The organism is Nitrosomonadales bacterium, from assembly GCA_016716325.1.
Lineage (GTDB): Bacteria > Pseudomonadota > Gammaproteobacteria > Burkholderiales > Gallionellaceae > Gallionella.
Genome location: JADJWO010000001.1, coordinates 2,090,654 through 2,117,008 on the forward strand (window position 1 = coordinate 2,090,654; position 26,355 = coordinate 2,117,008).

Consider the following 26,355-nt stretch of genomic DNA (forward strand, 5'->3'; position numbering starts at 1 on the left):
CGTTACAGCCTGATTGTATCAAAACGCAGCAAGGCCGGATTGCATGGATCTTTCGGTATAGGTGCGTGAGGGGGGCAGAAATGAAACGGCAACTTGATGTGTTTGCGGTTCCTGGTGCGATACCGTGCGGAAAATCAAGGCGCGGAGCCGCTAGAACGTCACCACACGGCAACCCTGCGCGTCGCAGCGCAGGGCCGATCCCTGAGCATGCCAGTCATCCAGCACCCAGCGTTCGCAGGTATGGCCGTCGATCACATGCTCATGGCGGGCAGGACGGTGGGTGTGGCCGTGGATCAGGCGCGGATAGTGATGTTGACGCAGCAGCGAGGCGACGGCATCGTCGCTCACGTCCATGATCGCGCCGTCCTTGGTTTGTTTTTCCGCCATGCTGCGGGCGCGCAACTGTTCGATGAAAGCCTTGCGTTCGGCGAGCGGTTTGGCAAGGAACTGCCGCTGGAATCCGGCGTCGTGGACGCTGGCACGGTAACGCTGGTATTCCCCGTCGTCGGTACACAGCGTATCCCCGTGGCTGAGCAGGGTCGGTGTGCCATACAGGTCGACCGGCGCCGGGTCGGGCAGCAGGGTGGCGCGACAGGCTTCGGCCAGCACCGGGCCCATCAGCAGGTCGCGGTTGCCGTGCATCAGGTATAGCCTGGTTCCGCCCTTGGTGATGTCGCGCAGCACGGCAATGACTTCCCGGTGGAACGTATCGTCCAGATCGTCATCGCCCGCCCAGTATTCGAACAGGTCGCCCAGGATGTAGATCGCTTCGGCCCCCGGGGCGAGGTCGGCGGCAAAGCGCCGGAACGCCGCCATGCTGCCGGGTTCGTCGGCGCTGAGGTGCAGGTCGGAGATGAAAAGGGAATGGGGCATCGAAGGGGATACAGGAGTCAGGATACGGTAGCGGGTTTGCTGAATCCTGACTCCCGTATCCTGAATCCTTATTGCACCACTTCCGCCTTGGTGATGATGACGTCCTCTTTCGGCACGTCCTGATGGAAGCCGCTGTTGCCGGTCTTTACCGTACCGATGGCATCGACGACTTCCTTGCCCTCGACGACCTTGCCGAACACGCAGTAACCCCAGCCGTCCTGCCCCGGATAGTCGAGGAAGCTGTTGTTCTTCACGTTGATGAAGAATTGCGCGGTGGCGGAATGCGGATCGCCGGTGCGCGCCATGGCGATGGTGTATTTGTCGTTCTTCAGGCCGTTGGCGGCCTCGTTCTTGACCGGGGCGCCGGTCTGTTTCTGTTTCATGCCGGGCTCGAAACCGCCGCCCTGGATCATGAAGTTGGGGATGACGCGGTGGAACACGGTGTTGCTGTAGAAGCCGCTGTTCACATAGTCGAGAAAATTCTTGACGGTGAGGGGCGCTTTTTCGGCGTCCAGTTGCAGGGTGATGGTGCCGTGATTGGTATGCAGTTTGATCATGGTTTTCTTGCCTTGAGTTGATGGACCTTGGGTTGCGGAAGATGCGGTTTGCATCGCGAAGCAGAGCAGCAACGCGCACAGTGCGGCAACGAGTCTTGCCGGATTCATGCGGCACCCTCATAGAGGATGCGCCAGCGGTTGTTCTGCCTGATCCAGTATTGGCGTTTCTTCATGCGGTTCGACAGGTTGTCGCTCTCGTATCCCTGCTCGAAGTTGACTACCGCCATGTCGGGCCGGTCTGGGTAGGTGAATATACTGATGTCGTCGATGTCGACCTTGACCCAGGATTTTCTAGAATTCACCGCTTGCTTGTGTTTGACCCATGCGGCGTAGTCCATACCGTCGCTGGAAAAGTCGCGCGCGTAATGTTCCAGGTAAGCGCCGGTGTCCAGACTGGCCCAATCCCTGCGCCAGCGTTCCACTTCCTGCAACAGGCTGGCCCGCCCGCTCTGATCGTGCTCGTTGCGCCAGTCGATCTTGTTGGCGATGATGACCGGCGTGACGCCGACCTGAAGGTACGGCGCCAGTTTGTCGAGGTCTGCATTGGCAAGCACGATACAGCCGTTGCTGGCGCGCGGCGGGCGGCTGTAGGTGTCGCTCGGGGTGCCGTGCAGCCAGATGCCGCTACCGCCGCGCTTGTTCTTGCGATCCCATTCGTTCGGGTAGTTGAGCGGATAGGCGCCGCTGCCGTACATGTCGGCGAGCTGTTTCCTGGGCAGGTTGGCCTTGACGAAATAGACGCCGATCGGCGTGCGCTGGTCGCCCTCGTAAACTTTCTCCGTGCCGAGTTTGCCGATAGTGACGTAGTAGTCCGATACGTAGCGCGGCTCGCCGCCGACGTTCTCGTAAACGTATAACGTGGAGCGGCTGGTATCCACCACCAGAGCGTATTTCTGGTTCGCGGCGAGTTGCCAGAGATAGCGCGGCGCGAGTTTGACCGGCTGGGACTGGGCGCGCAACAGGCGTGCCCGCGCTTCATCCTGAAGATCCTTGATCTTGTCGCGCGGGGCATTGGCCGCGCTGCCGAAACTGCTGATCGCGCCGGCATGCGCCATCAGCAGGTCACCCTTGACCAGTTGGGCCAGCTTGAAATTGGGATTGACGCGCAACAGGTTGTCGACTTCGTTCATTGCGATATCGATGCGGCTGTTCTGGATTGCCTGCAGACTACGGGCAAACCGTGCTTCCGTTGTCTGTGAATCCGGTGCGGCATGCGCGATGCCGGTCATCAAACCGCACAGCAGCAATGGAATGGCCAGCGTGCGCATGTTACTTGGCACGCTCTTCCTGGATCAGCCACTTGCCGTTCGACTTGACCAATTGCAGGGTCTTGCGGCCGTTGGCCTTCATATGGCTGGCACGGTAGGACTGGCGGAATGTCACGGTCGCGTGGGTGGCGTCGCTAAAACTTACCTTGGCGTCGCTGATGCCGACGCGGATCGATTTCGGTTCGCTGACACGGGCTTGGCGCGTCGCTTCCCAGTCGGCGCGGCTTTCGCCGTCCGGTGTGCGGAAGTCAGCGGCATAGAACGACAGGTATTGCTTCACGTTCTGTGCAGACCATGCGGAAGCCCATGCTTTGACAGTCTTCAATACTTCGTCGCTGTTGTTCGCGCTTGCAGGGGGGGGGGCGACAGGTTTTTCGGGTGCGGCAGGTTTCGCCGGAGGCACAGGCGCGACCTTGGCGGTCTCCACGGGTTTGGCGGCAGGCACCGTAATGACAGGTTCGGCAGGCGGTGCGACAACGGGTTGCGGCTTGCTGGCGGTATCCGTCGGGGCGTTGCGTGCCGTGCTGGATTTTGGCCGGGCGTTATTGGCGAACAGGTCCTGGATCATCGCCAGCTTGGTTTGTGTCGCGGTGTTGCTGCGGTCCAGTTGCAGCGCGCGGTCATAGGCCTGGCTGGCCATCTTGGCGTAGATGTCGCCCAGGTTCTCGTGCGCGGTGGCATAGCTGGGATGGGTGCGGATCGCCATTTCCAGCGACGACTTGGCCTTGTCGTACTGGCCCTGGCTGGCATACAGCACGGCGAGGTTGTTGTAAGGCTCGGGCAGTTCCGGATAGTCCTCGGTCAGTGCCGAGAACATCCTGATCGCATCGTCGGCCCTGCCTTGCTCGGTCAGGATCAGGCCCTTGAGGAAACGCGCCTGCGCGTCCTTGGGCTTGTTCGCCAACACTCCGTTGACCTTGTCCATCGCCTGGCTGTGTTGGCCCTGTTTGAAAAGCCGGTTGGCATCCTGCACATCGTCGGCCTGTGCGGGCAGACTGGCGCAAAACAGCAATGCCGAGACCAGTATGGCGGCATGACGGCATGAACGGACAAGGAAGCGAGTATGGTTAAAACGGTTCAATATGTTCACCATGATATTGAAATAGATTTCCGAAATGGCGCATTTGCAGGATTGCGCTGGTTGATTAGCGGCGGATTCTACCAAATAAGCTGTGCATTTTCACAGTTAATGTCCGCCGTAAGGGGGTGTTACTCAAGGTTTTCGGGTAAAATCCCGTCCGCATTTTGCCAACTTGGCCGGAACCAGCCAACAAAACCAATCCTGATCGATAAAGACACAGCATGAGCAGCGCTCCTCAACCCGTTGTTTCCAATTTTCTCCGCAGCATCATTGACAATGACCTTGCCAGCGGGAAGCACACCAGCATCGTCACGCGCTTCCCGCCCGAGCCGAACGGCTACCTGCACGTAGGCCACGCCAAGTCCATATGTTTGAACTTCGGCTTGGCCAAGGACTACAACGGCCTGTGCAACCTGCGCTTCGACGATACCAACCCGGAAAAGGAGAGCGAGGAATACGCGCAATCCATCCAGGACGACGTGCGCTGGCTGGGTTTCGAGTGGAACGGCGACGTGCGCTGGGCGTCGGATTATTTCGATGCGCTGTACGACTTCGCGGTCGAGCTGATCAACAAGGATCTGGCCTATGTGGATGACCTGACGCCCGTGCAAATGCGCGAATATCGCGGCTCACTGACCCAGCCCGGCAGGAACAGCCCGAACCGCGACCGTCCTGTCGCCGAGAACCTCGACCTGTTCGCACGCATGAGAGCGGGCGAGTTCGACGACGGCGCAATGGTGTTGCGCGCCAAGATCGACATGGGCTCGCCCAATATCAACATGCGCGACCCGGTGATCTACCGCATCAAGCGCGCCCACCACATCCGCACCGGAGACAAGTGGTGCATCTACCCGATGTACGACTACACCCACTGCATCTCCGACGCACTGGAAGGCATCACCCATTCCATCTGCACGCTGGAATTCGAGGATCACCGTCCGCTGTACGACTGGGTGCTGGACAATATCACCATCCCCTGCCACCCGCGCCAGTACGAGTTTTCGCGCCTCGAACTGCACTACACCATCACCAGCAAGCGCAAACTGCTGCAACTGGTGACCGAGAAAAAGGTGAGCGGCTGGGACGACCCGCGCATGCCCACGATCTCCGGCATGCGCAGGCGCGGCTACACGCCGGAAGGCATACGCGAATTCGCCAAGCGCATCGGCGTCTCCAAGAGCGAGAACATCGTGGACATGGCGATCATGGAAGGCGCGATCCGCGAAGATCTGGAACTGCGCGCCCCGCGTGTGATGGCTATCATCAACCCGCTCAAGGTGACCATCACCAATGCCGACGGCGCGCTGATGCGTGAAGCCGACTTCCATCCCAACGTGCCGGAGCTGGGCAAACGCGTGGTGCCCTTCAGTAGCGAACTGTTCATCGAAGCCGACGACTTCGCCGAAGTGCCGCCGCCGGGCTGGAAGCGACTCACCCTCGGCGGAGAGATACGCCTGCGCCACAGTTATGTGATGCGTTGCGACGAGGTGGTGAAGGATGCCGCAGGAAAGATCATCGAACTCAAGTGCAGCATCGACCACGATACGCTGGGCAAGAATCCGCAGGGGCGCAAGGTCAAGGGGGTTATCCACTTCCTGTCGCGCGGGCACGCGCTGCCCGCCGAGATCCGCCTGTATGACCGGTTGTTCACCGTGCCCGAGCCGGACGCCGACAAGGAAGTGGATTTTCATACCCATTTGAATCCGGGCTCGCTTACCGTGGTGCAGGGCTGGGTGGAGGCTGCTGTGCGCGATGCCAAACCCGAGACGCGCTACCAATTCGAGCGTCTCGGCTATTTTGTAACGGATCGTCGCGATCATCAGTCGGGCGGCAAGTTGGTGTTCAATCGCACTGTTACGTTGAAAGACTCTTGGCTCAAGGATTAGTCATGGACAAAGAATTTGTCGCTGTAAATAGGGGGGAGAGGCTGAAATCGCTGACGCGGACTGGATATATTCTCTATGCATTGACTATCTTCACAGGGATTACTTGCTTTATCGCCATCATTATTAATTATGTCAATAAATCTGCAGTTGTAGGAACATGGTTGGAAAGCCATTTCTCATGGCAAATTCGTACGTTTTGGGTTGGTTTGCTGGGTAACGTAATTGGGGTGCCTTTAACAGCGGAAATTGGCGCTGCAATGAGAAGTGAGGTCATATATGCGGGGCTGGTGATGGCTTGGTACATAGCGTTAGCTACATGGCTTGCGTACCGAGTTCTTAAAGGGTGGCGCAATTTGAACGACAGTAAGCCCATGCCGATTTGACTGTCATTCCCGCGAAAGCGGGAATCCAGCGGTTCTAATATTAAAGGCCGTTGGTTTTGTCCGTGCGATACACGGGATTATTTAATCATCTGGATTCCCGCTTTCGCGGGAATGACGTATAGGTGAAATTGCAATATGTTAAAAATCTACAACACCCTCGCCCGCGACAAGCAGGACTTCAAGCCCATCACACCGAATACCGTGCGCATGTATGTGTGCGGCATGACGGTGTACGACTTTTGCCATCTCGGCCATGCACGGGTGATGGTGGTGTTCGACATGGTGTATCGCTGGTTGAAGGCCAGCGGTTACGACGTGACCTACGTGCGCAACATCACCGACATCGACGACAAGATCATCAAGCGCGCGGCAGAGAACAAGGAATCCATCCACACGTTGACGCAGCGTTTCATCGACGCGATGCATGAAGATGCCGATGCACTGGGCATTCAGCGCCCGGACCACGAGCCGCGCGCCACACAGTTCATCCCGCAGATGCTGGCGATGATCGAAGCGCTGGAAAAGAACGGGCTCGCCTATCAGGCGGCGGACGGCGACGTGAACTATGCGGTGCGCAAGTTCGGCGGCTATGGCAAGCTTTCCGGCAAGTCGCTCGAAGACCTGCGCGCTGGTGAACGGGTGGAAGTGACTTCTGAGAAGCACGACCCGCTCGACTTCGTGCTGTGGAAGGGTGCCAAGGACAGTGAAGCGGATGAGGTGAAATGGGATTCCAAGTGGGGCAAGGGCCGCCCCGGCTGGCACATCGAATGTTCGGCGATGGGTTCCGAGCTGTTGGGCAAGCACTTCGATATCCACGGCGGCGGCGCCGACCTGCAGTTCCCGCACCACGAGAACGAGATCGCGCAGAGCGAAGGCGCACATCAGTGCCAGTTCGTGAACTACTGGATGCACAACGGCTTCGTGCGCGTGGACGAGGAAAAGATGTCCAAGAGCCTCGGCAACTTCTTCACCATCCGCGAAGTGTTGAAGAAATATGACGCGGAAGTCGTGCGCTTCTTCATCCTGCGCGCGCACTACCGCAGCCCGCTGAACTATTCCGATGTGCATCTGGACGATGCAAAGGGTGCGTTGACCAGGCTTTATACGGCGCTAAAAACCGTTCCCTCTCCCTCAGTCCCTCTCCCACAAGTGGGAGAGGGAAGTCAACTCCCCTCTCCCGTGAACGGGAGAGGGGGTGGGGGAGAGGGTGTCGTTGATTGGAACGAGCCTCACGCCCAGCGTTTCAAAGCCGCCATGGACGACGACTTCAACACGCCGGAAGCGGTCGCCGCGCTGTTTGATCTTGCCAATGAGGTGAACCGTACCCAGTCAGCACAAGCGGCCGCACAGTTGAAAACGCTGGGCGGTGTGCTGGGGCTGCTGCAGCGCGATGCGCAGGAGTTCCTGCAAGGCGGGGCGACAGAAGGAGGTCTGGATGATGCGGCCATCGATGCACAGATCGAAGCTCGCATCGCCGCCAAGCAGGCCAGGAACTTCGCCGAGGCCGACCGTATCAGGAAGGAATTGCTGGATGCGGGCATCGTGCTGGAAGACACGCCGCAGGGCACGGCCTGGCGCAGGGCTTAGGGCAGTTTGCCGGCACTCACCGTGCGGCCGATCAGAATGTTGCCGGTAATCCAAACCGGCTGGTCATCGAAATCGCTGGTGGTACTGCGACTTACGAAGATGCTGTCGTTGTCAGCGTTTTCCGCTTCATCGCCGGCCGCACCTGAAAGTTTGCTGCCATCAGTGAGGTAGGCGCCATAGCCGTTTTTGCCATGCGAGACGATGATGGCCGGCACGTCCGCCACGACGGTCGTACCCCCTGACGCTGCAGAAAACACATCCGGCACGCCGGGCGAACACAGGGCAAAACTGCTTGACGTGGGTGTGGGGCTGGGAGTGCATCCCGAACCAAAGGTGCTGGCGCCGAACTTATCGGCAAAATGGGCTGCGACCCGGTAGGTGTAACGCCGGCCCCATCCATCCGTTTCATTTAATCCCAGCGTTACCCAGGGCAACACACCGGTCACGCTGGTTTCAGTGCATGCGGTGGAGCCGACTTGTGCCACGGTCGAACCGGAAGAGGCGCAGGCGCAGGTGTTGCTGGCGAGGGTTTCTTCGCCCGCCCCGGCCGCCCCGGTCGCCAACGTTGCCTGTGCGGGGCAGGGCAGGCGTCCGTTGATCATGGCAAAGCCGATCAACGCGCCCTTGACTTCTTCCAGACTTCGCTGCGTTTCCGAGATGCCTTTTTGTTCCATTTGTGCGTTGAGTGGAACCAGCAGTCCACCCAACAATAGCCCGACGATCATCAGCACCATCGCCAGTTCGATCAGCGTAAAGCCGGAGTCCGATTTTTTCACTGTGGGCCTTTGCGATCCAGTCATGTTAAGGCTTCCATGTGATGATGATGAACGCCAGTAAAGCCGATCCCGGTCTGGGGCTTGCGAGCCGGGAGTGACATAAAGGTCGTCGTTATTGTCTTTGTTTTCGGAATCTTCCAGATAATTAGACAGAGTGCCTAACTCCGATGAGGTCGTTCGTTGTTGCGAATTAAAGGGCGTGCCCGGCATGAAGAACAGGGCGCGTACCCCGTTGGCGCCATCCACGCTCAGCGTGTTGTTGCTGTCGGGGTCTTCCGTGTAGTCCTCCGCAACGCTGTAGTAGATCAGCGCATACCACTCGTTGTCGAAGAACCATTGAGGGAGGCTGCCCGCGACCCAGTCGGGTGCATCGCCTGCAGACGCATCGTCGGGCAACCATCCCCGGTTTTGCCCATCGTTGGCCTTGTAATCGTAGGGTAAGGAGCCTGTGGCTAAGCTGTCTGCCCATGGATAGTAGCCGTTGGCCGAGTAGTAATCGTCAAGCGCCTTTTTCACGACACCGGCCACCCGTTGTTCAACCAAAGGCGTCAGATTTTGGGTGGTGATGAAGAGGAGTTGGTCATTGAACGTGTCGGATGTTGTGCCGGCAATGAACGGGCCGCTGGCGGAAGCATTGTTCCGGCTGTTGGCGGTGTCCAGGTAGTTTGCCGCATCGTTCTGTTGGGCAACCGTGTTTCGTGTCTGCGAGCCAAGGGGGCGGCCCGGTGAAAATATCACTGCAACTGCGCTGTAACCACTCTGTGTTTGCAGAGACGTGCCATCGGCGTTGTATACCAACAGAGTTCCCTTGGTGTTGCTGTTGAGCGGTTGAGCCGAATTGTCATCGCGAAAAGCAGGTGACAGCGCATACCATAACCGCTCGCCGTGCCATCGCGCAGGTCCTGCAGCTTCAGGGTGCGCCAAGGGAGCCTACCTATATAGCTGGGGCAATTATTTCCACTAAACATTTCGGCAGAACCATCATCGTCCGTGTCAGGGCAAGGCAGGCTGCCCGGCATGTTGTCATCGCTAACCGCGCGACCAAGCAGCGCATCCTTGGCTTGAGCCAATGCTGTGGCAGTGGCCATTTGGCGCTTGGTATTGAGGTCGGTCGCACTAAGGGACTTGACCAGTACGACCGTTAAACCCAACACCAGCACGATCAACAGCATCATCAGTGCCGCGCCGCGCTGGGCTGATCTGGCTGGATGTCGATGTTGCAGGCGCATGGAGAGATTATGGCTCTGTAGATGCCGGATTCAGCAACACTTTTTCGCCGACCTTGATCCGGACCGGTTGCGACTGTCCCGGTATGTCGACCGGAAGACTACCCGGCGAGTTGTCATCGCTCTTGCCGGCCAGTTGCGGTACGTTGTTGATCCATACGGTGCGCTCGCCGCCGTGCCTTTGCACGATACCGGTCACCGACAGTACGCGGTTGTTATCGCCAGGATTGGTGTTCTGTAATTTGCCATCGTCCATTTGCGCGCGCTGTTGGGGCGTGAAGAAAAGCCTGCCCACATCGTCGGCTCGCGATGGGTTCGCGACGGCGAGCAATGCGATAGCAGAAACAATCAACGGAGTTTTCTTCATTGCGGGTCGTTCCTGTTCTTCAATGTGATCCAGCCACCGTGGCATTCTGCAGTAAGGTTTTTCAAAGTGTCAGCAGGGGCGGCGGTTCCGTCTTCGGCTACACCGGTGCGCAGCAGTTTACATCCTTCCAGTTGGTACCAGCCTTTGATCTGGCTGCGTAGCGCGGTGAGGAAGGCCATCAGTTGTCCCTCGTGCAGCAGATCGAATTGCAGTTTCATTTCGCTGTAGCGGATGTCGAAGTTGCCGCTGTCGAAGGGTGGTTGCGGTATATAGGCCTTTTGCGGCGCGATGGTATAGCGGAAATCGGTCACCAGATTTTGCTGGCGAAGATTCTTCAGTCCTTCCATCCAGTCAAGCCGCTGATCGTCGCCGATGACTTTGTATTGCTGCAACATGGCGTATTCATCCGCGTAGACAGTCATATTTTCCTGGTCGTCACGTGCGGAGGTCAAACTATTGCGTGCCTGCTTGACTTGGTTCTGTGCGTTGCGGAGGTTCTTTTGCGACTCGTCGGCATATTGTCCGCTGCCATACAGAAGGACCGCGCTAAGCAGCACGGATAAGCCCATCGCCAGCAGGCTCCAGCGCAGTATCGGCAGATCCGATTTAGAGAACATCATGGCATGATCCTCTTCACGCGGGCGGTCTCCGCGAAAGTTTCAGGGAAAATTCTAGCGTATTCATGTTCGTCATCCGTTGATCGGTGATGTTGCCCTTCGGGCTGACATCGAGCGGTTCGCTCAGCATTGTTACCTGATATCCTTGCGCGGTCAGATCGTTCCGGAAGTGTTCCAGATAGCCCAATGCGGCACGGTACTCGGTGTCGAAGCCGACCAGACGAGCTTTGAGGGTGATGACTTGGGCGGGAACACCAGCAAGCGTATTTTCCGCAACAGGTTCATCAGGATCCATTTCCCAGGCAAGTTCGTTGAGTTCGATTTTCGGATGGCGTTCAAGCGCTGAGCTGACCGGTTCAAGTACGTTGCGCGGCAGTGGTTTGTAATCATCCAAGTTGCGCATCACGGATACCACTGCCTTCATGTCCGAAGCGGGCGCGTGGGTGTTGGGGAAGGAAAGCGTGATCTGCTGCGCTTCGCGCTGGATGCGTTGCGCCTGAGCTGTGAGGGAATCCGCTTCGCTCACGTCCCCGATGCTTTGCCAGACATCTGCCGCACTCCACGCCAGACTGCCAAACAGTATTGCGCCGGCAGTCCAGCCGAGCGCGAGGCGCAATTGCCGTACAGTGTTGTAGTGGGTGTGTTCGGCATTGGCATAATTTATTTGGGGCGGCTTTGCCATCAGATAATGCAGGAATATCTGGCTGGCATCCGAGTCCGTACAGCGATGATCGATCTTGAGTTGCCCGGCGAGTTCTGCAATGTCGGTAAAGTCGTACCGCATGTCTCCACTCTTGGGCAGTTCCGTCTTCAGTTCGACCCTATCGTCGTTATGGCACAGGATGCGCACATCAAGAGTCTGGCCCGTGGGTAACAGGCTCAGGCTTTTCAGGTATTGGTAAGTGCGGGTGAGTTCAGTGACCACGGCTTGCTGGAACGACAGTCCGGCATGAACGGGCGACAGGCGCGATATCTGCAAACGATGTCCGCTGAAGTAGGTCTGACGCAGTCCGGAGAATTTTTCCCAGGAGATCAGCAGCAGGTGATTGGAGGGATGATCCTTGATCAGCGGCGTACTGATCTGCGGAACGGAATAGATACCTACCAGCGGGATTTTCTGCGTCTGCAGGACTTCCACCCAGGGCAAGACAAGCGCGGGATTGGTGAGCGCCGAGAACAGCATGTCGTCGTCGCGGCGCCCGGTCTTCTGTCTTTGTAACAGTGTCGCCTGACGGAAAGGCGTGCCACGGTAGAACTGCTCGAATTTGCGTTGCAAGAGCGCGGTTCGGGTTCCACCGATCAGGTGCGGTACGCTTTCATGGCGAAAATCTTCTTCAATCAGATCGACCAGCAGATAGGCGGGGCACTTCGCCGCTTTCAGGAACGAAGCGAAGTTATCGCGGCCTTCTTCGGAGTCGGTGAATACGCGCTGAGCGGCGATCTTGCCGTGCACCATGTGCTGTGCATTCAGGCGGTCGGCACTCAGTTGCAGTAGCAGGCATTGTTTCATCAGAGTTGCACCTTTCCGATGATGTCGTAGATCGGTGAGAGTACCGACAGCATCACCCAGCCGAGCAGCGCGCCGAGAATGATGGTCATGGTTGGTTCGATCATGACTTGTACTTTCTGGATGGAGTCTTTTACGTCGCGATCATAAAAATAGCTGACATTGAGCAAAGCCTTGTCCAGCGAACCGGTGGCTTCGCCCACTTTGAGCATGCGTATCACCAGTGGCGGGAACATACCGGTTTCCTGAAAGCTCTGGGTAAGGTTCTTTCCGGACTCGATCTCGTGTCTGACATCGTCCAGGCTCTTGACGACCGCGAGATTGTTGACGACGTCACGCGAATTGGCGATGCAATCCAGTATGGTGATGCCGGAGCCGTACATCATCGCAAACGTGTTGGCAAACCGCGCCAGAATGATCTTGCGCAGGATCGGGCCGGTCACCCACATGTTCAGTTTAAGCATGTCGAACCTGTAACGCATTTCCGGGCTGGACGAAATGATCAGGACGGTGACAATAGGCAGGACGATGGGCAGCGCGATCAGCACATACCAGTAATCCACGAAGAACGCCGAGGTGGCCAGCAGGATGCGCGTCTGAATGGGGATCTCCATCCCCATGCCCTTGATGAAGCTGACCAGTTGCGGTACCAGATAGATCATCAGGAAGAAGGTGATCGCCACCACGATGGTACCGACGAAAGCGGGGTACATCATGATGGTCTTGGTGTGCGAGGCCATTTCATCCTGCCACTTCAGCGACTCGGTGATGTGCTCGAACACTTGCGGCAGATGCGCGCTTTCCTCGCCTGCATGGATCAGGCTGATGAAGATCTTGTCGAATGCATCGGGATGTTCCGCCATCGCCTGCGAGAGTTTCTTGCCCCCTTCTATGGACTCGACCAGGCTGGCGACGATCTCGCGGAAACGCGGGTCGTTCATCGTGTCGCGCAGATCGGCCAGACTTTCCAGCATCGGGACGCCAGCGCCGGAAAGCTGCCCGAGATTGAAAAAGAAGGTGATCAGTTCGGTGCGCTTGATTTTGCCGCGCCCCCACCTTGCCCTGCCGCTGTCCACCTTGGCGTCGATCAGGTCCATTCCGCCCCGTTTCAGGCGCATCTCGAGGTCTATCAGGTTGGCCGCATCCTGCAGGCCCTTGCTGGCTTTGCCTTGTGCGTTGATGGCGCGGTAGGAGTAGAGGGCCATCGTTACAGCCTGTCGCTGAGATCGACCACGCGGCTGACTTCCGCCAGGGAGGTGATGCCTTGCAGGATGCGCCGGATGCCGTCCATCGCCAACGGCCGGAATCCCTTGGCAAGAGCGGCTTCCCTGATTTGCCGGGTACTGGCGCGGCGCGAGACGAGATCGTCCAGATCATGATCCATCTTGAGCAGTTCCATCAGGGCCATGCGTCCCCTGTAACCCTGATGGTTGCAGGCCTCGCAGCCGGCGGCGCGATACAGCGTGATGTCCCGGTCGACTGGAATGCCCAGCAGTTTGCGTTCCAGTGCGTCGGGTGCGTAAGGATATTTGCACTCCTTGCACAGTACTCGCACCAGCCGTTGCGCGACGATACCGATGATGTTGCCCGCCATGATGTCCGGCAGGATGCCGATGTCGAGCAGGCGCGGGACCGCGCCGATGGCCGAGTTGGTATGCAGCGTCGAATACACCTGATGGCCGGTCATTGCGGCGCGAAACGCCATTTCTGCCGTCGGGTGGTCGCGGATCTCGCCGACCAGGATGATATCCGGGTCCTGGCGCATCATGGAGCGGATGCCGTTGGCGAAATCCAGTTTGACGGCTTCGTTGATGGAGGTCTGGCGGATCAGCGAAATGGGATATTCGACCGGGTCCTCCAGGGTCATGATGTTGACCGACTCCGTGTTGACGTGGTTCAGCACGGAATATAGCGTGGTGGTCTTGCCGCTGCCGGTCGGACCGGTGACCAGCACGATACCTTCCGGCTTGGCGATGATCATCTTGAGCATGTTGAGCGCGGCTTCGTCCAGGCCGATCTGGTCGAGCGGCACGATGCCTTTTTGCCGGTCCAGGATACGCAGCACCAGGTTTTCGCCATGCGACGTGGGATGCGAAGCCACGCGGAAGTCGATCGGACGGCCGGACAGACGCAACGAGATGCGGCCGTCCTGCGGCGCGCGCGTTTCGGCGATGTTCATGCCGCTCATCACCTTCATGCGCACCACCATGGCCGGCCAGAAGCTCTTGTGCAGGCTGCGCACCTGGCGCAGTACGCCGTCGATGCGGTAGCGGATGCGCAGGAAGCTGCTTTCCGGTTCGAAGTGGATATCGGAAACGCCGCGCTGCACCGCCTCGGTGAGCAGCGCGTCGATCAGGCGCACCACCGGCTGGCTGAATTCGTTCACGCCGCTTTGCAGCCCCTGGTATTCCATCTCGCCCGGTTCGATCTCGTGCAGGATGCCGTCGATGGAGAGCTCGAAGCCGTAATACTGGTCGATCGCACGCAGGATGTCGGATTCGCTGGCGAGTTGCGTGATCAGGCGGTATTCGTCCTTGAGCAGGGCGCGCACCTGATCCAGCGCGATGATGTTGTCGGGGTCAGCCACCGCCAGGGTAAGGATGCGTCCAGCCTGGTCGACCGACAGCGGCAGCAACTGGTAGCGGCGCGCGATATCCTTGGGGATGCACGCCAGCGCCGCCGGGTCGATGATGATGGAGGCGAGGTCTACGCTCTCTTGCCCGAGGTTTTCCGACAGGACGTCGCGGATGGTCGCTTCCGACAGGAAGCCCAGCCCGACCAGCAGGCGGCCGAGCGGCTGGTGCGACTTGGTCTGCTCCTGCAGTGCGATGCGCAACTGGTCTTCACTGATGACGCCCTTGTTGACCAGTATGTGTCCCAGTGGCTGTTGGAGTTGGTTTCCCTGCATATCGTGATCAGTGCGTCAGAGCTTGTATCCGTTGTTCGACTTGCGCGTGATCGAAACCCGGGTTGCCGGATTGATCAAGCTCGATGGCGCGCCGGTAGTATTGTGTCGCCAACTTGCCTTGCCCCAGATGATCGAGGCTGACGGCGAGGTTGAAGGCATATTCGGCATTGCCGGGCGCAAGCGTGTAGGCATTGAAGTAAGCCTGTTGCGCCTCGCCCCAGCGAGACTGCTCCGCATACAGGTTGCCGAGAGCAAAATGGAGTGCGGCGGAATCGCCCTGTTCGTGCAACAGATTTTTCAGTCGAGTCTCGTCATTGCCGTCATTATCCGCCGACAACGACGCCATCCCGGCGTTCGCCAGCGCATTGCGCGGATCGAGTACCAGCACCTTCGAGAAATAATGCGCCGCCACCAGCTTTTCATCCTGCTGCAGGGCGATGGCCGCCAGTCCGAGCAGTGCGTCGGCATTGTGCGCATCCTTCTTGCTCATCGCCAGGTACAACTGTTGCGATTCCTCCAGTTTGCCGGTGCGATAGGCGAGATAGGCATCGCGCAACAACGGATCGACCAGTTCGACGCGTTGCTGTTCGATGCGTACCGGCGGTCTCGGACGAACCGGCGGCTCTACGAATGTTGCGGGCCCGGGGGGAGCAACGGGTTCCGCTTGCGGCACGGGTTCGTCCGGGGCAGGTTCGATGCCGGAAACCAGGTCAGTCCCCGGTTCCGCTGCGACGACGGCCGGTTCCGACTGGGTTGGTGGCGGCACTGGCAGCATCGGCGGTGCGTTGACTGGGAGCAACGGGGTCGTGCTGCTACTGCCGGAATCGATATACCACAGGTAGGCGCCGCCGATGCCCAGCAGGATGACCGTGCCGGCCAGCGCGAGCAACAGGTTGCGGTTGGGGAAAGCATGGACGGTGCTGGCTGTGTACGCCGGTACTTTTGCGTCGAACAGGTTCTGCCCCGTTTGACGCGCGGCCTGCGCGACTTCCTCGGCGTGGATCTCGGCGGCAGTTCGGGGGGCCGTGGAGGCCGCGGCCGATGGATGGTCTTCCAGCCGGAGTTCGTCCGCCGTGGTGGCATGTTTCGTCTGGGCGGAAGGTTCTTGCCGGGACTTTTTGCGTGCGTCCAGAAGCAGGCTCATATCCGCTTCCCTAGGGCTTGTCGCCGGCCTGTTCTTTGAAGAAATCCTGATCCGGCAGCATGTCGCGGTAGGAGCTGAAATCCCCGGTGACACTGGCATCCTTGATGACTACAGGGCGCAGGAAGATCACCAGTTCGGTCTTCGTCGTCGAGTCGTTGCGCTGCTTGAACAGTTCTCCAGCCAGCGGGACCTTGGATATTCCGGGTATCGCGTCGGTCTGGTTGTTTATCTCGTCCTGCATCAGGCCGCCCATCACCGCGATCTGGTTATTCTCCACTCGCATGACCGATTCCATCTCGCGCGTCTGTGTTTCCGGGATGCCCTGATTGATGATGCCCAGGCTGGGATTGGGGTCGGGGACGTAACGGATCACGCGCGAGATCGACGGTTTGAGATTGAGCAATACCACGTCGCTGTCGCTGATCTGCGGGGTGATGCTCATGGTGAAGCCGACCGGGACGGTGTTAGGCGTGGAGGTGAAAGTGGTGACGGCACTGGTCTGGTTGGTAGTCGTGTCGGCCTTGATGGTGAAGTACACCAGATTGTCCACTACGCGCATCATCGCGGTCTGGTTGTTGAGTACGCTCAGCTTGGGACTGGACAGGACCCTGACGTTGCCGAACGATTCCAGCAGGGAGAGCTGTTGGGCGACCGTGGCGGGGGTCGGGTTGGTGATGATGCCGAACATGCCGTTGCCGACGCCGGTGGGCAGTCCGGCCGAGCTTTGTACGATCCGGAATCTTTTGCCGCCCGCCTTGACCAGCGCCGACCAGTTGATCCCTTGTTTGTACTGGTCGCTCAGACGCACTTCGACGATGGTCGCTTCGACCATGACCTGGCGGCGCGCATTGTTCATCACCTGGTCGATGAATCCCTGGATCTTTTCATGCTGGCGTCCGGTGGCGCGTACGGTGATGATGCCGTTTTCCGGGTTGGCGATCACCGACGCTGCCAACAGGGTCTGGTAGTTCCGGTAATCGCTCTCGGCAGTGCTGTTCGCCGTGGTCGGTGCGGTTTGGGGTTTTTCCGCCTCGCCATCGCCGGCGGCCGATTCAGTCTGGGCAGCTTGTTGACTGCTGGTGGCAGCACGGCGACCTACGACGACTTCCTTATCAGTCTCGCGCAGGATGTCCTTGATGTTCTGGGTCAGCGTCTCCCAGAAACGGTTCTTTGAAACGTTCTTGATCGAAATGGATGAATTGTTAGCGCCTCCGGCAGCGCTTCCTGTGGTGCCTCCGGTGCCGCTGACCTGCATGGCATTGTTGATCGAACTTTCCGCGTCGCGCGCCATGTTCACGTAGTCGATCTTGTAATGGTGCAGGTAGGGGGTGTCCGGCATCACGGTCAGGCTGCCGTTGTCCAGTTCGTAGCGCATGTCCACTTGTTTGGCGATGCGCGTGAGGATCTGCGGCAGGGTCTGGTTCAGCGCGTTCAGCGTGACGTTGCCCTGGATTCCCGGATGGATGTCCAGGTTGATTTTGGCGTCTCGTGCCAGTGCGAACAGGACTTCCTGTGCCGGGGTCTGGGTGACGATGACGCTGTAGGTTTCTGCTTTTGGGGTGGCTTGCGGTGGTGGGAGGGCAACGCTGTGCTTGATCGGTTCGGGAATGGCGCTGGCGGTCTCGGGCTGCGTATCCTGTCGCTGAATGTGCTTGTTGGACGGCTGGATCGGCGCAGTGCCGCATCCGGCCATGAGTGCGCTGACGGCGCACAGACAAATCAGGCTGCGAGCATGCATGTTTTCATTCTCCCCTGTTATGCAGTTGCCAGACTAGCAGCTTTGCGGGTCTCGCTCAATACGCTGCACGGATCATCCTCAAAAAACATGGATGGAGGTGGCGAAGGCTTCCTGATAGCGGGACGGCAGATCCTTGATCGCGTTACGCGCAGCGTCGACCGATGGATAGGCGCCATATAACACGCGCAGGCCGTCCTGGTTGCCAAACTTGGCCGGCAACAGGTAGATTTTCGCGAGCACCCCCAGCTTGTCTGCCCGCTTCAGGAATCCTTCCATTCTGTCTGGCTGTATCCGTTCGTTGTAGAACAACTGGATGCTGGCGACTGCCTGATGTTGCGCGAGCATTTGCTTGCCGGCAGCAAGACGCTGTTCGAACAGGCTCGTTTTTACCGCCGGGGGTGCGGGTTGTGGCGGGGTGGCGACGACTGGCGCGACGGTATCGGTAGCAGGTTTGGATGCGGGCGTTGCGGGCGCGTCCGGTGTTGTTGGTTGCGGCTGTTCAGACGGAGCTTTGGCGACGGGCGCGATGGTATTGTCCGGTTGCGCTGTCTGTTCGGCTTCGGGTTGCGGCAGGGCGGGGGGCGATGCCGCAACCACCTGGGCGGGTTGGGTGGACGCTTGTACGGGCGGTTGCCGTGGCTCGTCCACCATCCACCAGCCAACCAGTCCGGCCAGCAATAACAGGATCGCCGTAGCGATTCCCAGCAGCCACTTTTTGTCGGGCAATGTGAGCGCGCGCCTTGTCGGTTTGAGTTCGCTGTCGCGCATCGCCGCCTGGACATGGCGCGGTTCGATGTTGTGCGTGTTCTCGATGAATGCCGCGAGCAGCGATTTATCGGCCAGCACATTGGCGCGGCGCATCAGGCCGCTGGAGGCGTTGGCGATCTGCTTGAGCGCGGCCGGCGAAAAAATGGTCGGTCCGTGGTAGCCGGCAGTGCGCATCCGGAACATCAGGTAATTTTCGAGGATGTCGCGCGAAAGAGGTTGCATGTTGAAGTGATGCACGATGCGATCCTTGAGCTGGCGCATGTTGGGCTGGTCCAGTTTGGCATTCAGTTCCGGCTGGCCGAACAGGATGATCTGCAACAGTTTGAAATTGCCCACTTGCAGGTTATACAGCAGGCGCAATTCTTCCAGCGTGTCCAGCGGCATGGCGTGTGCTTCGTCCACCAGCACCGCGACGCGCTTGCCTTCGCGCGCTTTTTCCTCGAGCCGGTTCTGGATGCGCTGCATGATGATGCCGACGCGTTCACCCTCGATACCCAGGCCGAGCGCGTCGGCGATCGCGTACAGCATCTCTTCGCGCGACAGGCTGGGATTGGCCAGGTAGATGGTTTCGATATGCGCCGGAAGTTTCTCCAGCAGCATCCGGCAGATCATGGTCTTGCCGCTGCCGACCTCGCCGCTGACCTTGATGATGCCTTCGACTTCGCTGATGGAGTAGATCAGCGCGTCAAGGATCTCCTGGCGGTTGGCGCCGCTGAAAAAGAATTCCGTCACCGGGGTGATTTTGAACGGGTGTTCGCTGAGGCCGAAGTGTTCCAGATACATGTCAGTTTTGCGCCTTCATTTTGGATTGTGCGTCCATGCGACTATAAAGCGTGGTGCGGTTTATGCCTAGCAGCTTGGCGGCTTCGCTGACATTGCCGATCGCCAGTTCCAGTGCGGCATCGATATACAGCTTCTCCTGTTCGCGCAACAGGCTGTCCAGGCTGAAATTGCCCTCCCGGATGCGTTGCCTGATCACGTCGGAATCCGGGTCGCCCGTCGATGCTATGCTCGACTGCGGATCAAACTCCTCCTGCAATTGCGCGGTATTGATGGTCAGGCCGGGGAATTTCGTGGTCAGCCTGATGACGATATTACGAAGCTCCCGGACATTACCCGGAAAACTGTATTGTTCCCAGAGATGCAGCGACTCGGGGTGCAGTTCGAACGGGATTTGCTTGAGTTGCCGTGCGTAATGGGAGCGGAAATGGTTGAGCAGTTGCAGCTTGTCCGGTCCCAATTCGCGTAGCGGTGGGACGGCTATGGAAAAGACGTTCAGGCGATGGTAAAGGTCGGCGCGGAACGTGCCGGCTTTTACGGCTTCGCGCAGATTGCGGTTGGTCGCGGCAATGATGCGCGCATGGCTCTTGCGTGTCGTTGTTTCTCCGACACGCTGGTATTCACCGTTTTCCAGTACCCGCAGCAGCTTGGTTTGCAGTTCCAGCGGCAGCTCCCCGATCTCGTCCAGAAGCAGTGTGCCATCCGTCGCGTCCTCGAAAAAGCCGGACTGCGCATTTGCCGCGCCGGTGAATGCTCCCTTGCTGTGCCCGAACAGGGAGGGTTCGAGAAGCGTCGGTGCAATCGCCGCGCAGTTGATGATCTTGAAAGGGGCATCGGGCTTGCCGCCGAATTTTTGCAGCGCCGCTGCGACCAATTCCTTGCCGCACCCGGATTCACCTTCGATGAGCACCGGGAAGGGCAAGGCGGCATAGGTCTGGATCTGGTTGCGCAACGCCTGCATTTCCGTACTTTGCCCGATCAATCCCATGGAGCGATCATCCTGGGTGGTCTCGGAACGTTCGCTGTCCTGGAGCCCCAGCGCATTATCCAGGTGTTTTTTGATCTTTTCCGGCGCGCAAGGTTTGGCGATGAAATCGATCGCGCCCAGTGCGCGTGCATGGCGCGCGTTGCTTTGCTCGCTTTGTCCGGATAACGTGAAAATCTTGATTTTCGGCGAATGAGCCAGCAGTTCGGCGATCAGGTGGAAGCCTTCGTCGGGTCGATGCGGTTCGGGGGGGAGTCCCAGGTCGATCAGCGCCAGTTGCGGAGGAGCGGGCAATTCGCGCAGTACCTTGATCGCCGTGCTGCGCGATTCGGCCTGGTGTACCGTGAAGTCGCGCTCGAATGCGATCGCCAATCCTTCGCGGATCAGCGGATCGTCGTCAACGATCAATAGACTGGGAAGCGCCGTGGTGGTGTTCAACATATGCCCGTCGGGATAAACACTGGTTACGGAGCATAACGGCAAGCGGGGACAAGCTCAACCATTAATAAAGGGCATGGCGATGGGCCGGGAATCGGTGGCGAGCAGCCTTTGGTTGAGGATTGTTTGCGCAGTAGTTTAGAATGCCGCTTCCCGATTTCCTGGATTTCAGTTTTGTCCTCGTCCAACCTGGTCGAAATTCGCGACCTTAATTTTGCCTATGACCGGCGCCCCGTTCTGGAGGGTATCAACATGACTTTCCCGAGAGGTAAGCTGGTTGCCATCATGGGACTGAGCGGTTGCGGGAAAACCACCATGTTGCGGCATATTGGCGGTGCGCTCAAACCGACCAAAGGCTACGTCAAGGTGGACGGGCAAAAGCTTCATGAACTGGACCAGGATGGGCTGTACGCGATGCGCCGCAAAATGGGTATGCTGTTCCAGTTCGGCGCGTTGTTCACCGATATGTCGGTGTACGATAACGTGGCTTTCCAGATGCGCGAACATACCGATCTGCCGGAAGAATTGATTCACGATCTGGTATTGATGAAGCTGCACGCGGTCGGGTTGCGCGGCACACATGACCTGATGCCTTCCGAACTGTCCGGCGGCATGGCAAGGCGCGTGGCTCTGGCCCGTACCGTGGCGCTCGATCCGATGCTGATCATGTATGACGAGCCGTTTGCCGGGCTGGATCCGATTTCATTGACGGTGGTCGGCGACCTGATCCGCAGGCTGAATGGCGCGCTGGGGGCGACTTCGATCATCGTCACCCATGATGTGCAGGAGTCTCTGAAGATCGTGGACTACGTCTATTTCATGGCGAGCGGGGTGATCGTGGCGGAAGGTACGCCGGATCAGATACGCGCATCCGACAAGGAGTTTGTGCATCAGTTCGTGCACGGCGAGATGGATGGTCCGATGCCGTTCCATTATCCCGGCGGTGAATATCGCCAGGATTTGAATTTACAGGGTTAGAACATGCCGGCAGTCAAAACATTCAGGTCAATCGGCCATCAGGCTACCAACGCGGTGTGGCGCATCGGGTTGGCGACGCGTTTTTTCATGCTCATCCTGTTGCATTCCGGCAGCAGCTTCAGGCGTTTTCACCTGACCATCAAGGAGTTGTTTTCCACCGGCGTGATGTCGCTCATCATTATCATCGTGGCGGGGCTGTTTGTCGGCATGGTGCTCGGATTGCAGGGCTATGAGACACTCAAACGCTACGGTTCTGAATCTGCGCTGGGCGTGATGGTGGCGTTGGGTCTGGTACGCGAACTCGGACCGGTCGTCGCCGCATTGCTGTTTGCCAGCCGTGCCGGGTCGGCGATGACCGCAGAGATCGGGCTGATGAAGGCGACCGAACAGATCACGGCGATGGAGATGATGGCGGTGAACCCCATTGCGCGTATCGTTGCACCGCGTTTCTGGGCGGGCGTGATTTCCATGCCGTTATTGGCTGCGATGTTCAGTGCGGTCGGGGTGTTCGGCGGCTATTTCGTCGGGGTGGTGCAGATCGGCGTGGACGAGGGCTCTTTCTGGTCGCAGATGCAGGCCGCAGTCGATTTTCGCGAAGATATTCTGAATGGGGTGATAAAGAGTTTCGTGTTTGGTACGGTTGTGACTGTGATCGCGCTGTTCGAGGGTTACGATGCGCCGCCCACTGCGGAAGGCGTGTCCGGCGCGACCACGCGCACGGTGGTCACCTCGTCGCTGGCGATCCTGATGCTGGATTTTATTTTGACTGCAATGATGTTCGGAGGAGCTTGAGTTATGGAACGGACTACGCTGGACCTGTGGGTGGGGGTGTTCGTCGTCGGCGGTATCGCGGCACTGGTGATGCTGGCAATGAAGGTTGGGAACCTGAGCACATATAATGTGTCGGAGACATATCAGTTGCATGCCTACTTTTCCAATATCGGCGGCTTGAAGACCAAGGCATCAATCAAGAGTGCGGGTGTATTGGTTGGCCGCGTGACGGACATTACCCTGGATACGGAACGTTATGAAGCCAAGGTGGTGATGAGTCTGGATAACCGTTACAAGTTTCCGAAAGACACATTCGCCAATATCCTCACCTCGGGTCTGCTGGGTGAGCAATATATCGGCCTGATGCCCGGCGGGGAAGAGGAAATGCTCAAGGATGGCGATCAGCTCAGGAAAACCCAATCGGCCATGGTATTGGAAGACTTGATAGGCAAGTTCATTTACAGCAAGGCGGAGGAATCCACCAAGTGATTCCGGCGAAATGATGAAAGGAAGTCAAAGATGAAGGGTTTGTTCAATGCGGTCGCATGTCTGGTGTGCATGGTGGGGGTCGCACAGGCTGAGGTGCTGGCGCCGGATGCCCTGATCAGGAATACCGTGGCGGAAGTTGTCACCATCATCAAGCAGGACAAGGATATTCAGGCGGGCAACCAGAAAAAGACGCTGGCTCTGGTGGAGGCCAAGGTTTTGCCACATTTTGATTTCACGCGTATGACCCGGCTGGCGGTGGGTAAGCATTGGCGATCCGCAACGCCCGAGCAGCGGCAGGTGCTGGTTGCGGAGTTTCGCAATTTGCTGGTGCGCACGTACACCAAGGCCTTTACCGTTTACCGCGATCAAACGGTCGAGGTCAAACCGTTCAGGATGGTGGCTGACGAAAACGAAGTGACTGTCAGGACCAGCATCAACAAACAGGGCGTGCAACCGATCCCGGTCGATTACGAGATGGTGAAAACCGCCGATAACTGGAAAGTCTTTGACGTATCCATCGAGGGAGTCAGCATGGTGACCAGTTATCGCGGCACATTTGCTTCGCAGATTGAGCAGGATGGCATTGACGGTCTGATCCGGATGTTGTCCGACAAGAACGCCAAGGCATCCGATGCGATGCGGCAAAAGGCGGAGGTGAAATGATCAAGCTCGAGGGCGACCGGCTGGTATTGCAGGGCCGCCTGACGATAGCGACCGTGCCGGCTTTGTTTGAGGCCGGCTTGAAATTCGTGGATGGGCAGGATCTGCTGGTCGACTTCTCTCAGGTCGAGGCCGTCGATTCGGCGGCGATCAGTATGCTGCTGGGCTGGACAAGAGCGGCGCGGAGCGGTAATCGCAAGTTGAGCGTGACGGGTTTGCCTGAAGATTTGCTCAGTCTGGCGCAATTGTATGGGGTGGCTGAATTGTTGCCCGGCCAACCGGTTTGATTTGATAAAGCACGCGGCCCGTCCGGAGCCGCGCGCATTCCCTGCGGGTTTTTTAGTATCATGCACGCCTTTGGCCTTGGATGAAGTGCATCCGAGGCATTTTTGCAACCGATAAGTTTAAAGAATCTGAATAATGGTCACTCCTGAGAGCATTCGACTCAATATCGTACAAGGTATCGCTACCGAGCATTTGAGCGTGGTGGGGGACGGTGCGCATTTTGAAGCCGTAGTGGTAAGCGATGTTTTTGCCGGCAAGAATCGTGTGCAGCGTCACCAATTGGTATATCTGTCATTGGGAGACCGGATGCGCGAGGAGATCCATGCATTGTCGATGAAAACCTATACGCCGCAGGAATGGGCGGCCAAGGTGCAATCATGAAGAAACTGGCCATACAGGGCGGCGGCCGGCTTAATGGCGAGGTGCGAATCTCCGGCGCCAAGAATGCCGCATTGCCGATCATGTGCGCCAGTCTGCTGACGGCAGAAAGCCTGCGCTTGGACAACTTGCCTGACATGCACGATGTTGCGACGATGGCCAAGTTGCTGCAGCAGATGGGCGTGCGTGTTGCCGTTGATTCGCAGTCGGCGATCTTTGATGCGGCGCAGGTGGATAAGCTGGAAGCACCTTACGACATGGTGAAAACCATGCGCGCTGCAATTCTCGTGCTGGGACCCCTGGTTGCCCGTTTTGGTGAGGCGCGCGTTTCGCTGCCCGGCGGCTGTGCGATCGGGTCGCGGCCGGTGGATCTGCATATCAAGGGCCTGCAGGCGATGGGGGCGGAAATCCATATCGAGCACGGCTACATCCACGCGAAAGCCAGCCGTCTCAAGGGTGCGCGCATCTGTTTCGATCTGGTGAGCGTGACCGGTACGGAAAACCTGATGATGGCGGCCGCGCTGGCGGATGGGGTCACGGTGCTGGAAAATGCGGCGCGAGAACCCGAGGTGGTGGATCTGGCCAATTGCCTGATCGCGATGGGTGCGCAGATCTGCGGCGCAGGCAGCGATACCATTACCATACAGGGCGTAAAGGATTTGCATGGGGCGGATTACCGCGTCATGCCGGATCGGATAGAAAGCGGCACCTTCCTGGTTGCTGCAGCTGCTACGGGCGGGTGTATCACGCTGACCGATGCGCGTGCCGATATCCTTGACAGTGTGCTGGAAAAATTGCGCGAAGCCGGCGCAACGGTGGAAATATCGGGAAATCGCATCAGTCTGGAAATGCGCAACCGTCCGGTCGCGGTGAACCTGCGTACCGCACCCTACCCGGCTTTCCCGACCGATATGCAGGCGCAGTTCATGGCGCTGAATACGATCGCGCAGGGCAGCGCCATCGTGGTCGAGACGATTTTTGAGAACCGTTTCATGCATGTCCAGGAATTGCGCCGTCTGGGAGCGCAGATCGAGGTGGAAGGTAATACCGCCGTCATCAAGGGCTGCGCGCAACTCGAAGGCGCGACCGTCATGGCGACTGACCTGCGCGCTTCGGCTTCGCTGGTGATCGCCGGTCTGGTGGCGCAAGGCGAGACGATCGTGGATCGTATCTACCATCTGGATCGCGGTTATGAGCATATCGAGGCGAAACTGTCGGCCCTAGGGGCGCAGATACGCCGCGTCAGTTAGGAATTTGAATGATCACCATCGCACTGTCCAAGGGACGCATCTTTGAAGAGACCATGCCGTTGCTGAAGGCGGCGGGCATTGTCGCGCTGGAAGACCCGGAGTCTTCGCGCAAGTTGATCCTGCCGACCAATCGCACGGATGTGCGGCTGATCATCGTGCGCGCCAGCGATGTGCCGACCTACGTGCAATATGGCGCGGCCGACATGGGTGTGGCCGGCAAGGATGTGCTGGACGAACACGGCGGTACGGGTTTGTACCAACCACTGGATCTGGATATCGCGCGTTGCCGGATGATGGTGGCGGTGCGTGGCGATTTCGATTACGAATCAGCGGTACGTCAGGGCGCGCGTTTGCGCGTGGCGACCAAATACGTGCAAACGGCCAGAGCGCACTTCGCTGCCAAGGGCGTGCATGTGGACCTGATCAAGCTGTATGGCTCGATGGAACTGGCACCACTGGTGGGTTTGTCGGACGCCATCGTGGATCTGGTGAGTAGTGGCAATACGCTCAAAGCGAACAACCTGAAAGCGGTGGAACATATCGGCGATGTCTCGTCGCGTCTGGTGGTGAACCAGGCGGCGCTGAAATTGAAGCATGAAATCATTCAGCCGATGCTGGATTCGTTTGCCGAAACGATTGAGAAATAGGATTTGTT

Annotated in this window: 26 protein-coding genes; 11 read left to right on the forward strand and 15 right to left on the reverse strand. The window is 58.4% G+C overall.

Annotated elements, in window-relative coordinates; translation table 11 throughout:
* Positions 1 to 150 precede the first annotated feature (150 nt).
* The 4 genes from IPM27_10115 to IPM27_10130 form a co-directional block, all read right to left on the reverse strand.
* Positions 151 to 873, reverse strand: coding sequence for a UDP-2,3-diacylglucosamine diphosphatase (locus IPM27_10115; protein ID MBK9161896.1), 723 nt, complete (start codon positions 871 to 873; stop codon positions 151 to 153).
* 68 nt (positions 874 to 941) lie between these two features.
* On the reverse strand, positions 942 to 1,538 hold the full coding sequence (locus IPM27_10120; GenBank protein ID MBK9161897.1) for a peptidyl-prolyl cis-trans isomerase: 597 nt from the start codon (positions 1,536 to 1,538) through the stop codon (positions 942 to 944).
* Positions 1,535 to 2,698, reverse strand: coding sequence for a L,D-transpeptidase family protein (locus tag IPM27_10125; GenBank protein ID MBK9161898.1), 1,164 nt, complete (start codon positions 2,696 to 2,698; stop codon positions 1,535 to 1,537). Before IPM27_10125 ends, IPM27_10120 begins: the two co-directional genes overlap by 4 nt.
* 1 nt (position 2,699) lies before the next feature.
* Positions 2,700 to 3,791 carry a tetratricopeptide repeat protein gene (locus IPM27_10130; GenBank protein ID MBK9161899.1) on the reverse strand — a complete coding sequence of 364 codons (1,092 nt, stop codon included), beginning with the start codon at positions 3,789 to 3,791 and terminating at the stop codon, positions 2,700 to 2,702.
* Between the two features lie 209 nt (positions 3,792 to 4,000).
* Here IPM27_10130 and IPM27_10135 point away from each other — a divergent pair, with 209 nt between their 5' ends.
* From IPM27_10135 to IPM27_10145, 3 genes are all read left to right on the forward strand, one after another.
* Complete coding sequence (locus IPM27_10135; protein ID MBK9161900.1) at positions 4,001 to 5,665, forward strand: glutamine--tRNA ligase/YqeY domain fusion protein; 1,665 nt, start codon at positions 4,001 to 4,003, stop codon at positions 5,663 to 5,665.
* A gap of 2 nt (positions 5,666 to 5,667) precedes the next feature.
* Positions 5,668 to 6,048: a hypothetical protein gene (locus IPM27_10140; protein MBK9161901.1), complete on the forward strand. Its 381-nt coding sequence runs from the start codon at positions 5,668 to 5,670 to the stop codon at positions 6,046 to 6,048.
* A gap of 135 nt (positions 6,049 to 6,183) precedes the next feature.
* Entirely contained in the window at positions 6,184 to 7,635 is a 1,452-nt protein-coding gene (locus IPM27_10145) for a cysteine--tRNA ligase (GenBank protein ID MBK9161902.1), read from the forward strand.
* Here IPM27_10145 and IPM27_10150 read toward each other — a convergent pair.
* The 11 genes from IPM27_10150 to IPM27_10200 all read right to left on the reverse strand — a co-directional run bounded on the left by IPM27_10150 (position 7,632) and on the right by IPM27_10200 (position 20,892).
* The gene (locus IPM27_10150; GenBank protein MBK9161903.1) at positions 7,632 to 8,435 is read right to left on the reverse strand and encodes a prepilin-type N-terminal cleavage/methylation domain-containing protein; all 804 of its coding nucleotides are present in this window, start codon (positions 8,433 to 8,435) and stop codon (positions 7,632 to 7,634) included. The genes IPM27_10145 and IPM27_10150 overlap by 4 nt on opposite strands.
* 710 nt (positions 8,436 to 9,145) lie before the next feature.
* Positions 9,146 to 9,586: a hypothetical protein gene (locus IPM27_10155; GenBank protein ID MBK9161904.1), complete on the reverse strand. Its 441-nt coding sequence runs from the start codon at positions 9,584 to 9,586 to the stop codon at positions 9,146 to 9,148.
* A gap of 61 nt (positions 9,587 to 9,647) precedes the next feature.
* Positions 9,648 to 10,004 carry a hypothetical protein gene (locus tag IPM27_10160; protein ID MBK9161905.1) on the reverse strand — a complete coding sequence of 119 codons (357 nt, stop codon included), beginning with the start codon at positions 10,002 to 10,004 and terminating at the stop codon, positions 9,648 to 9,650.
* A complete protein-coding gene (locus tag IPM27_10165) occupies positions 10,001 to 10,624 on the reverse strand; it encodes a hypothetical protein (GenBank protein ID MBK9161906.1) in 624 nt (207 codons plus the stop codon). The genes IPM27_10160 and IPM27_10165 overlap by 4 nt, the downstream gene beginning before the upstream one ends.
* A gap of 13 nt (positions 10,625 to 10,637) precedes the next feature.
* A complete protein-coding gene (locus IPM27_10170) occupies positions 10,638 to 12,131 on the reverse strand; it encodes a hypothetical protein (GenBank protein ID MBK9161907.1) in 1,494 nt (497 codons plus the stop codon).
* Positions 12,131 to 13,333: a type II secretion system F family protein gene (locus IPM27_10175; protein MBK9161908.1), complete on the reverse strand. Its 1,203-nt coding sequence runs from the start codon at positions 13,331 to 13,333 to the stop codon at positions 12,131 to 12,133. The genes IPM27_10170 and IPM27_10175 overlap by 1 nt, the downstream gene beginning before the upstream one ends.
* Positions 13,334 to 13,335: 2 nt before the next feature.
* Positions 13,336 to 15,036, reverse strand: coding sequence for a Flp pilus assembly complex ATPase component TadA (gene tadA, locus IPM27_10180; GenBank protein ID MBK9161909.1), 1,701 nt, complete (start codon positions 15,034 to 15,036; stop codon positions 13,336 to 13,338).
* A 7-nt stretch (positions 15,037 to 15,043) separates the two neighbouring features.
* The gene (locus tag IPM27_10185; GenBank protein ID MBK9161910.1) at positions 15,044 to 16,180 is read right to left on the reverse strand and encodes a hypothetical protein; all 1,137 of its coding nucleotides are present in this window, start codon (positions 16,178 to 16,180) and stop codon (positions 15,044 to 15,046) included.
* 10 nt (positions 16,181 to 16,190) lie between these two features.
* A complete protein-coding gene (mshL, locus tag IPM27_10190) occupies positions 16,191 to 17,918 on the reverse strand; it encodes a pilus (MSHA type) biogenesis protein MshL (GenBank protein MBK9161911.1) in 1,728 nt (575 codons plus the stop codon).
* A 78-nt stretch (positions 17,919 to 17,996) separates the two neighbouring features.
* Entirely contained in the window at positions 17,997 to 19,469 is a 1,473-nt protein-coding gene (locus IPM27_10195) for an AAA family ATPase (GenBank protein ID MBK9161912.1), read from the reverse strand.
* Position 19,470: 1 nt separating this feature from the next.
* Positions 19,471 to 20,892: a sigma-54-dependent Fis family transcriptional regulator gene (locus IPM27_10200; GenBank protein MBK9161913.1), complete on the reverse strand. Its 1,422-nt coding sequence runs from the start codon at positions 20,890 to 20,892 to the stop codon at positions 19,471 to 19,473.
* Positions 20,893 to 21,063: 171 nt separating this feature from the next.
* Here IPM27_10200 and IPM27_10205 point away from each other — a divergent pair, with 171 nt between their 5' ends.
* The 8 genes from IPM27_10205 to IPM27_10240 all read left to right on the forward strand — a co-directional run bounded on the left by IPM27_10205 (position 21,064) and on the right by IPM27_10240 (position 26,347).
* The gene (locus IPM27_10205) at positions 21,064 to 21,867 is read left to right on the forward strand and encodes an ABC transporter ATP-binding protein (GenBank protein MBK9161914.1); all 804 of its coding nucleotides are present in this window, start codon (positions 21,064 to 21,066) and stop codon (positions 21,865 to 21,867) included.
* Between the two features lie 3 nt (positions 21,868 to 21,870).
* Entirely contained in the window at positions 21,871 to 22,659 is a 789-nt protein-coding gene (mlaE, locus tag IPM27_10210) for a lipid asymmetry maintenance ABC transporter permease subunit MlaE (GenBank protein MBK9161915.1), read from the forward strand.
* Between the two features lie 3 nt (positions 22,660 to 22,662).
* The gene (gene mlaD, locus IPM27_10215) at positions 22,663 to 23,127 is read left to right on the forward strand and encodes an outer membrane lipid asymmetry maintenance protein MlaD (GenBank protein ID MBK9161916.1); all 465 of its coding nucleotides are present in this window, start codon (positions 22,663 to 22,665) and stop codon (positions 23,125 to 23,127) included.
* Positions 23,128 to 23,157: 30 nt separating this feature from the next.
* Positions 23,158 to 23,790: an ABC transporter substrate-binding protein gene (locus tag IPM27_10220; protein MBK9161917.1), complete on the forward strand. Its 633-nt coding sequence runs from the start codon at positions 23,158 to 23,160 to the stop codon at positions 23,788 to 23,790.
* Positions 23,787 to 24,074 (forward strand): STAS domain-containing protein, encoded by a 288-nt coding sequence (locus IPM27_10225; GenBank protein MBK9161918.1) that lies wholly within the window; start codon positions 23,787 to 23,789, stop codon positions 24,072 to 24,074. Before IPM27_10220 ends, IPM27_10225 begins: the two co-directional genes overlap by 4 nt.
* Positions 24,075 to 24,207: 133 nt before the next feature.
* Entirely contained in the window at positions 24,208 to 24,453 is a 246-nt protein-coding gene (locus IPM27_10230) for a BolA family transcriptional regulator (protein MBK9161919.1), read from the forward strand.
* A complete protein-coding gene (gene murA, locus IPM27_10235) occupies positions 24,450 to 25,700 on the forward strand; it encodes a UDP-N-acetylglucosamine 1-carboxyvinyltransferase (GenBank protein ID MBK9161920.1) in 1,251 nt (416 codons plus the stop codon). Before IPM27_10230 ends, murA begins: the two co-directional genes overlap by 4 nt.
* 8 nt (positions 25,701 to 25,708) lie before the next feature.
* A complete protein-coding gene (locus IPM27_10240; GenBank protein ID MBK9161921.1) occupies positions 25,709 to 26,347 on the forward strand; it encodes an ATP phosphoribosyltransferase in 639 nt (212 codons plus the stop codon).
* Positions 26,348 to 26,355 lie beyond the last annotated feature (8 nt).

What these genes read in the sequence shown, in the direction of transcription:
- IPM27_10145 (MBK9161902.1), top strand. Translation starts at nt 6,184, where the DNA reads ATGTTAAAAATCTACAACACCCTCGCCCGCGACAAGCAGGACTTCAAG.
- IPM27_10195 (MBK9161912.1), bottom strand. Translation starts at nt 19,469, where the DNA reads ATGTATCTGGAACACTTCGGCCTCAGCGAACACCCGTTCAAAATCACC.
- IPM27_10185 (MBK9161910.1), bottom strand. Translation starts at nt 16,180, where the DNA reads ATGAGCCTGCTTCTGGACGCACGCAAAAAGTCCCGGCAAGAACCTTCC.
- IPM27_10130 (MBK9161899.1), bottom strand. Translation starts at nt 3,791, where the DNA reads ATGGTGAACATATTGAACCGTTTTAACCATACTCGCTTCCTTGTCCGT.
- IPM27_10225 (MBK9161918.1), top strand. Translation starts at nt 23,787, where the DNA reads ATGATCAAGCTCGAGGGCGACCGGCTGGTATTGCAGGGCCGCCTGACG.
- IPM27_10220 (MBK9161917.1), top strand. Translation starts at nt 23,158, where the DNA reads ATGAAGGGTTTGTTCAATGCGGTCGCATGTCTGGTGTGCATGGTGGGG.
- IPM27_10200 (MBK9161913.1), bottom strand. Translation starts at nt 20,892, where the DNA reads ATGTTGAACACCACCACGGCGCTTCCCAGTCTATTGATCGTTGACGAC.
- tadA (MBK9161909.1), bottom strand. Translation starts at nt 15,036, where the DNA reads ATGCAGGGAAACCAACTCCAACAGCCACTGGGACACATACTGGTCAAC.
- mshL (MBK9161911.1), bottom strand. Translation starts at nt 17,918, where the DNA reads ATGCATGCTCGCAGCCTGATTTGTCTGTGCGCCGTCAGCGCACTCATG.
- IPM27_10170 (MBK9161907.1), bottom strand. Translation starts at nt 12,131, where the DNA reads ATGAAACAATGCCTGCTACTGCAACTGAGTGCCGACCGCCTGAATGCA.
- IPM27_10230 (MBK9161919.1), top strand. Translation starts at nt 24,208, where the DNA reads ATGGTCACTCCTGAGAGCATTCGACTCAATATCGTACAAGGTATCGCT.
- IPM27_10175 (MBK9161908.1), bottom strand. Translation starts at nt 13,333, where the DNA reads ATGGCCCTCTACTCCTACCGCGCCATCAACGCACAAGGCAAAGCCAGC.
- IPM27_10155 (MBK9161904.1), bottom strand. Translation starts at nt 9,586, where the DNA reads ATGATGCTGTTGATCGTGCTGGTGTTGGGTTTAACGGTCGTACTGGTC.
- murA (MBK9161920.1), top strand. Translation starts at nt 24,450, where the DNA reads ATGAAGAAACTGGCCATACAGGGCGGCGGCCGGCTTAATGGCGAGGTG.
- mlaE (MBK9161915.1), top strand. Translation starts at nt 21,871, where the DNA reads ATGCCGGCAGTCAAAACATTCAGGTCAATCGGCCATCAGGCTACCAAC.
- IPM27_10240 (MBK9161921.1), top strand. Translation starts at nt 25,709, where the DNA reads ATGATCACCATCGCACTGTCCAAGGGACGCATCTTTGAAGAGACCATG.
- IPM27_10135 (MBK9161900.1), top strand. Translation starts at nt 4,001, where the DNA reads ATGAGCAGCGCTCCTCAACCCGTTGTTTCCAATTTTCTCCGCAGCATC.
- mlaD (MBK9161916.1), top strand. Translation starts at nt 22,663, where the DNA reads ATGGAACGGACTACGCTGGACCTGTGGGTGGGGGTGTTCGTCGTCGGC.
- IPM27_10140 (MBK9161901.1), top strand. Translation starts at nt 5,668, where the DNA reads ATGGACAAAGAATTTGTCGCTGTAAATAGGGGGGAGAGGCTGAAATCG.
- IPM27_10165 (MBK9161906.1), bottom strand. Translation starts at nt 10,624, where the DNA reads ATGATGTTCTCTAAATCGGATCTGCCGATACTGCGCTGGAGCCTGCTG.
- IPM27_10150 (MBK9161903.1), bottom strand. Translation starts at nt 8,435, where the DNA reads ATGACTGGATCGCAAAGGCCCACAGTGAAAAAATCGGACTCCGGCTTT.
- IPM27_10120 (MBK9161897.1), bottom strand. Translation starts at nt 1,538, where the DNA reads ATGAATCCGGCAAGACTCGTTGCCGCACTGTGCGCGTTGCTGCTCTGC.
- IPM27_10115 (MBK9161896.1), bottom strand. Translation starts at nt 873, where the DNA reads ATGCCCCATTCCCTTTTCATCTCCGACCTGCACCTCAGCGCCGACGAA.
- IPM27_10160 (MBK9161905.1), bottom strand. Translation starts at nt 10,004, where the DNA reads ATGAAGAAAACTCCGTTGATTGTTTCTGCTATCGCATTGCTCGCCGTC.
- IPM27_10125 (MBK9161898.1), bottom strand. Translation starts at nt 2,698, where the DNA reads ATGCGCACGCTGGCCATTCCATTGCTGCTGTGCGGTTTGATGACCGGC.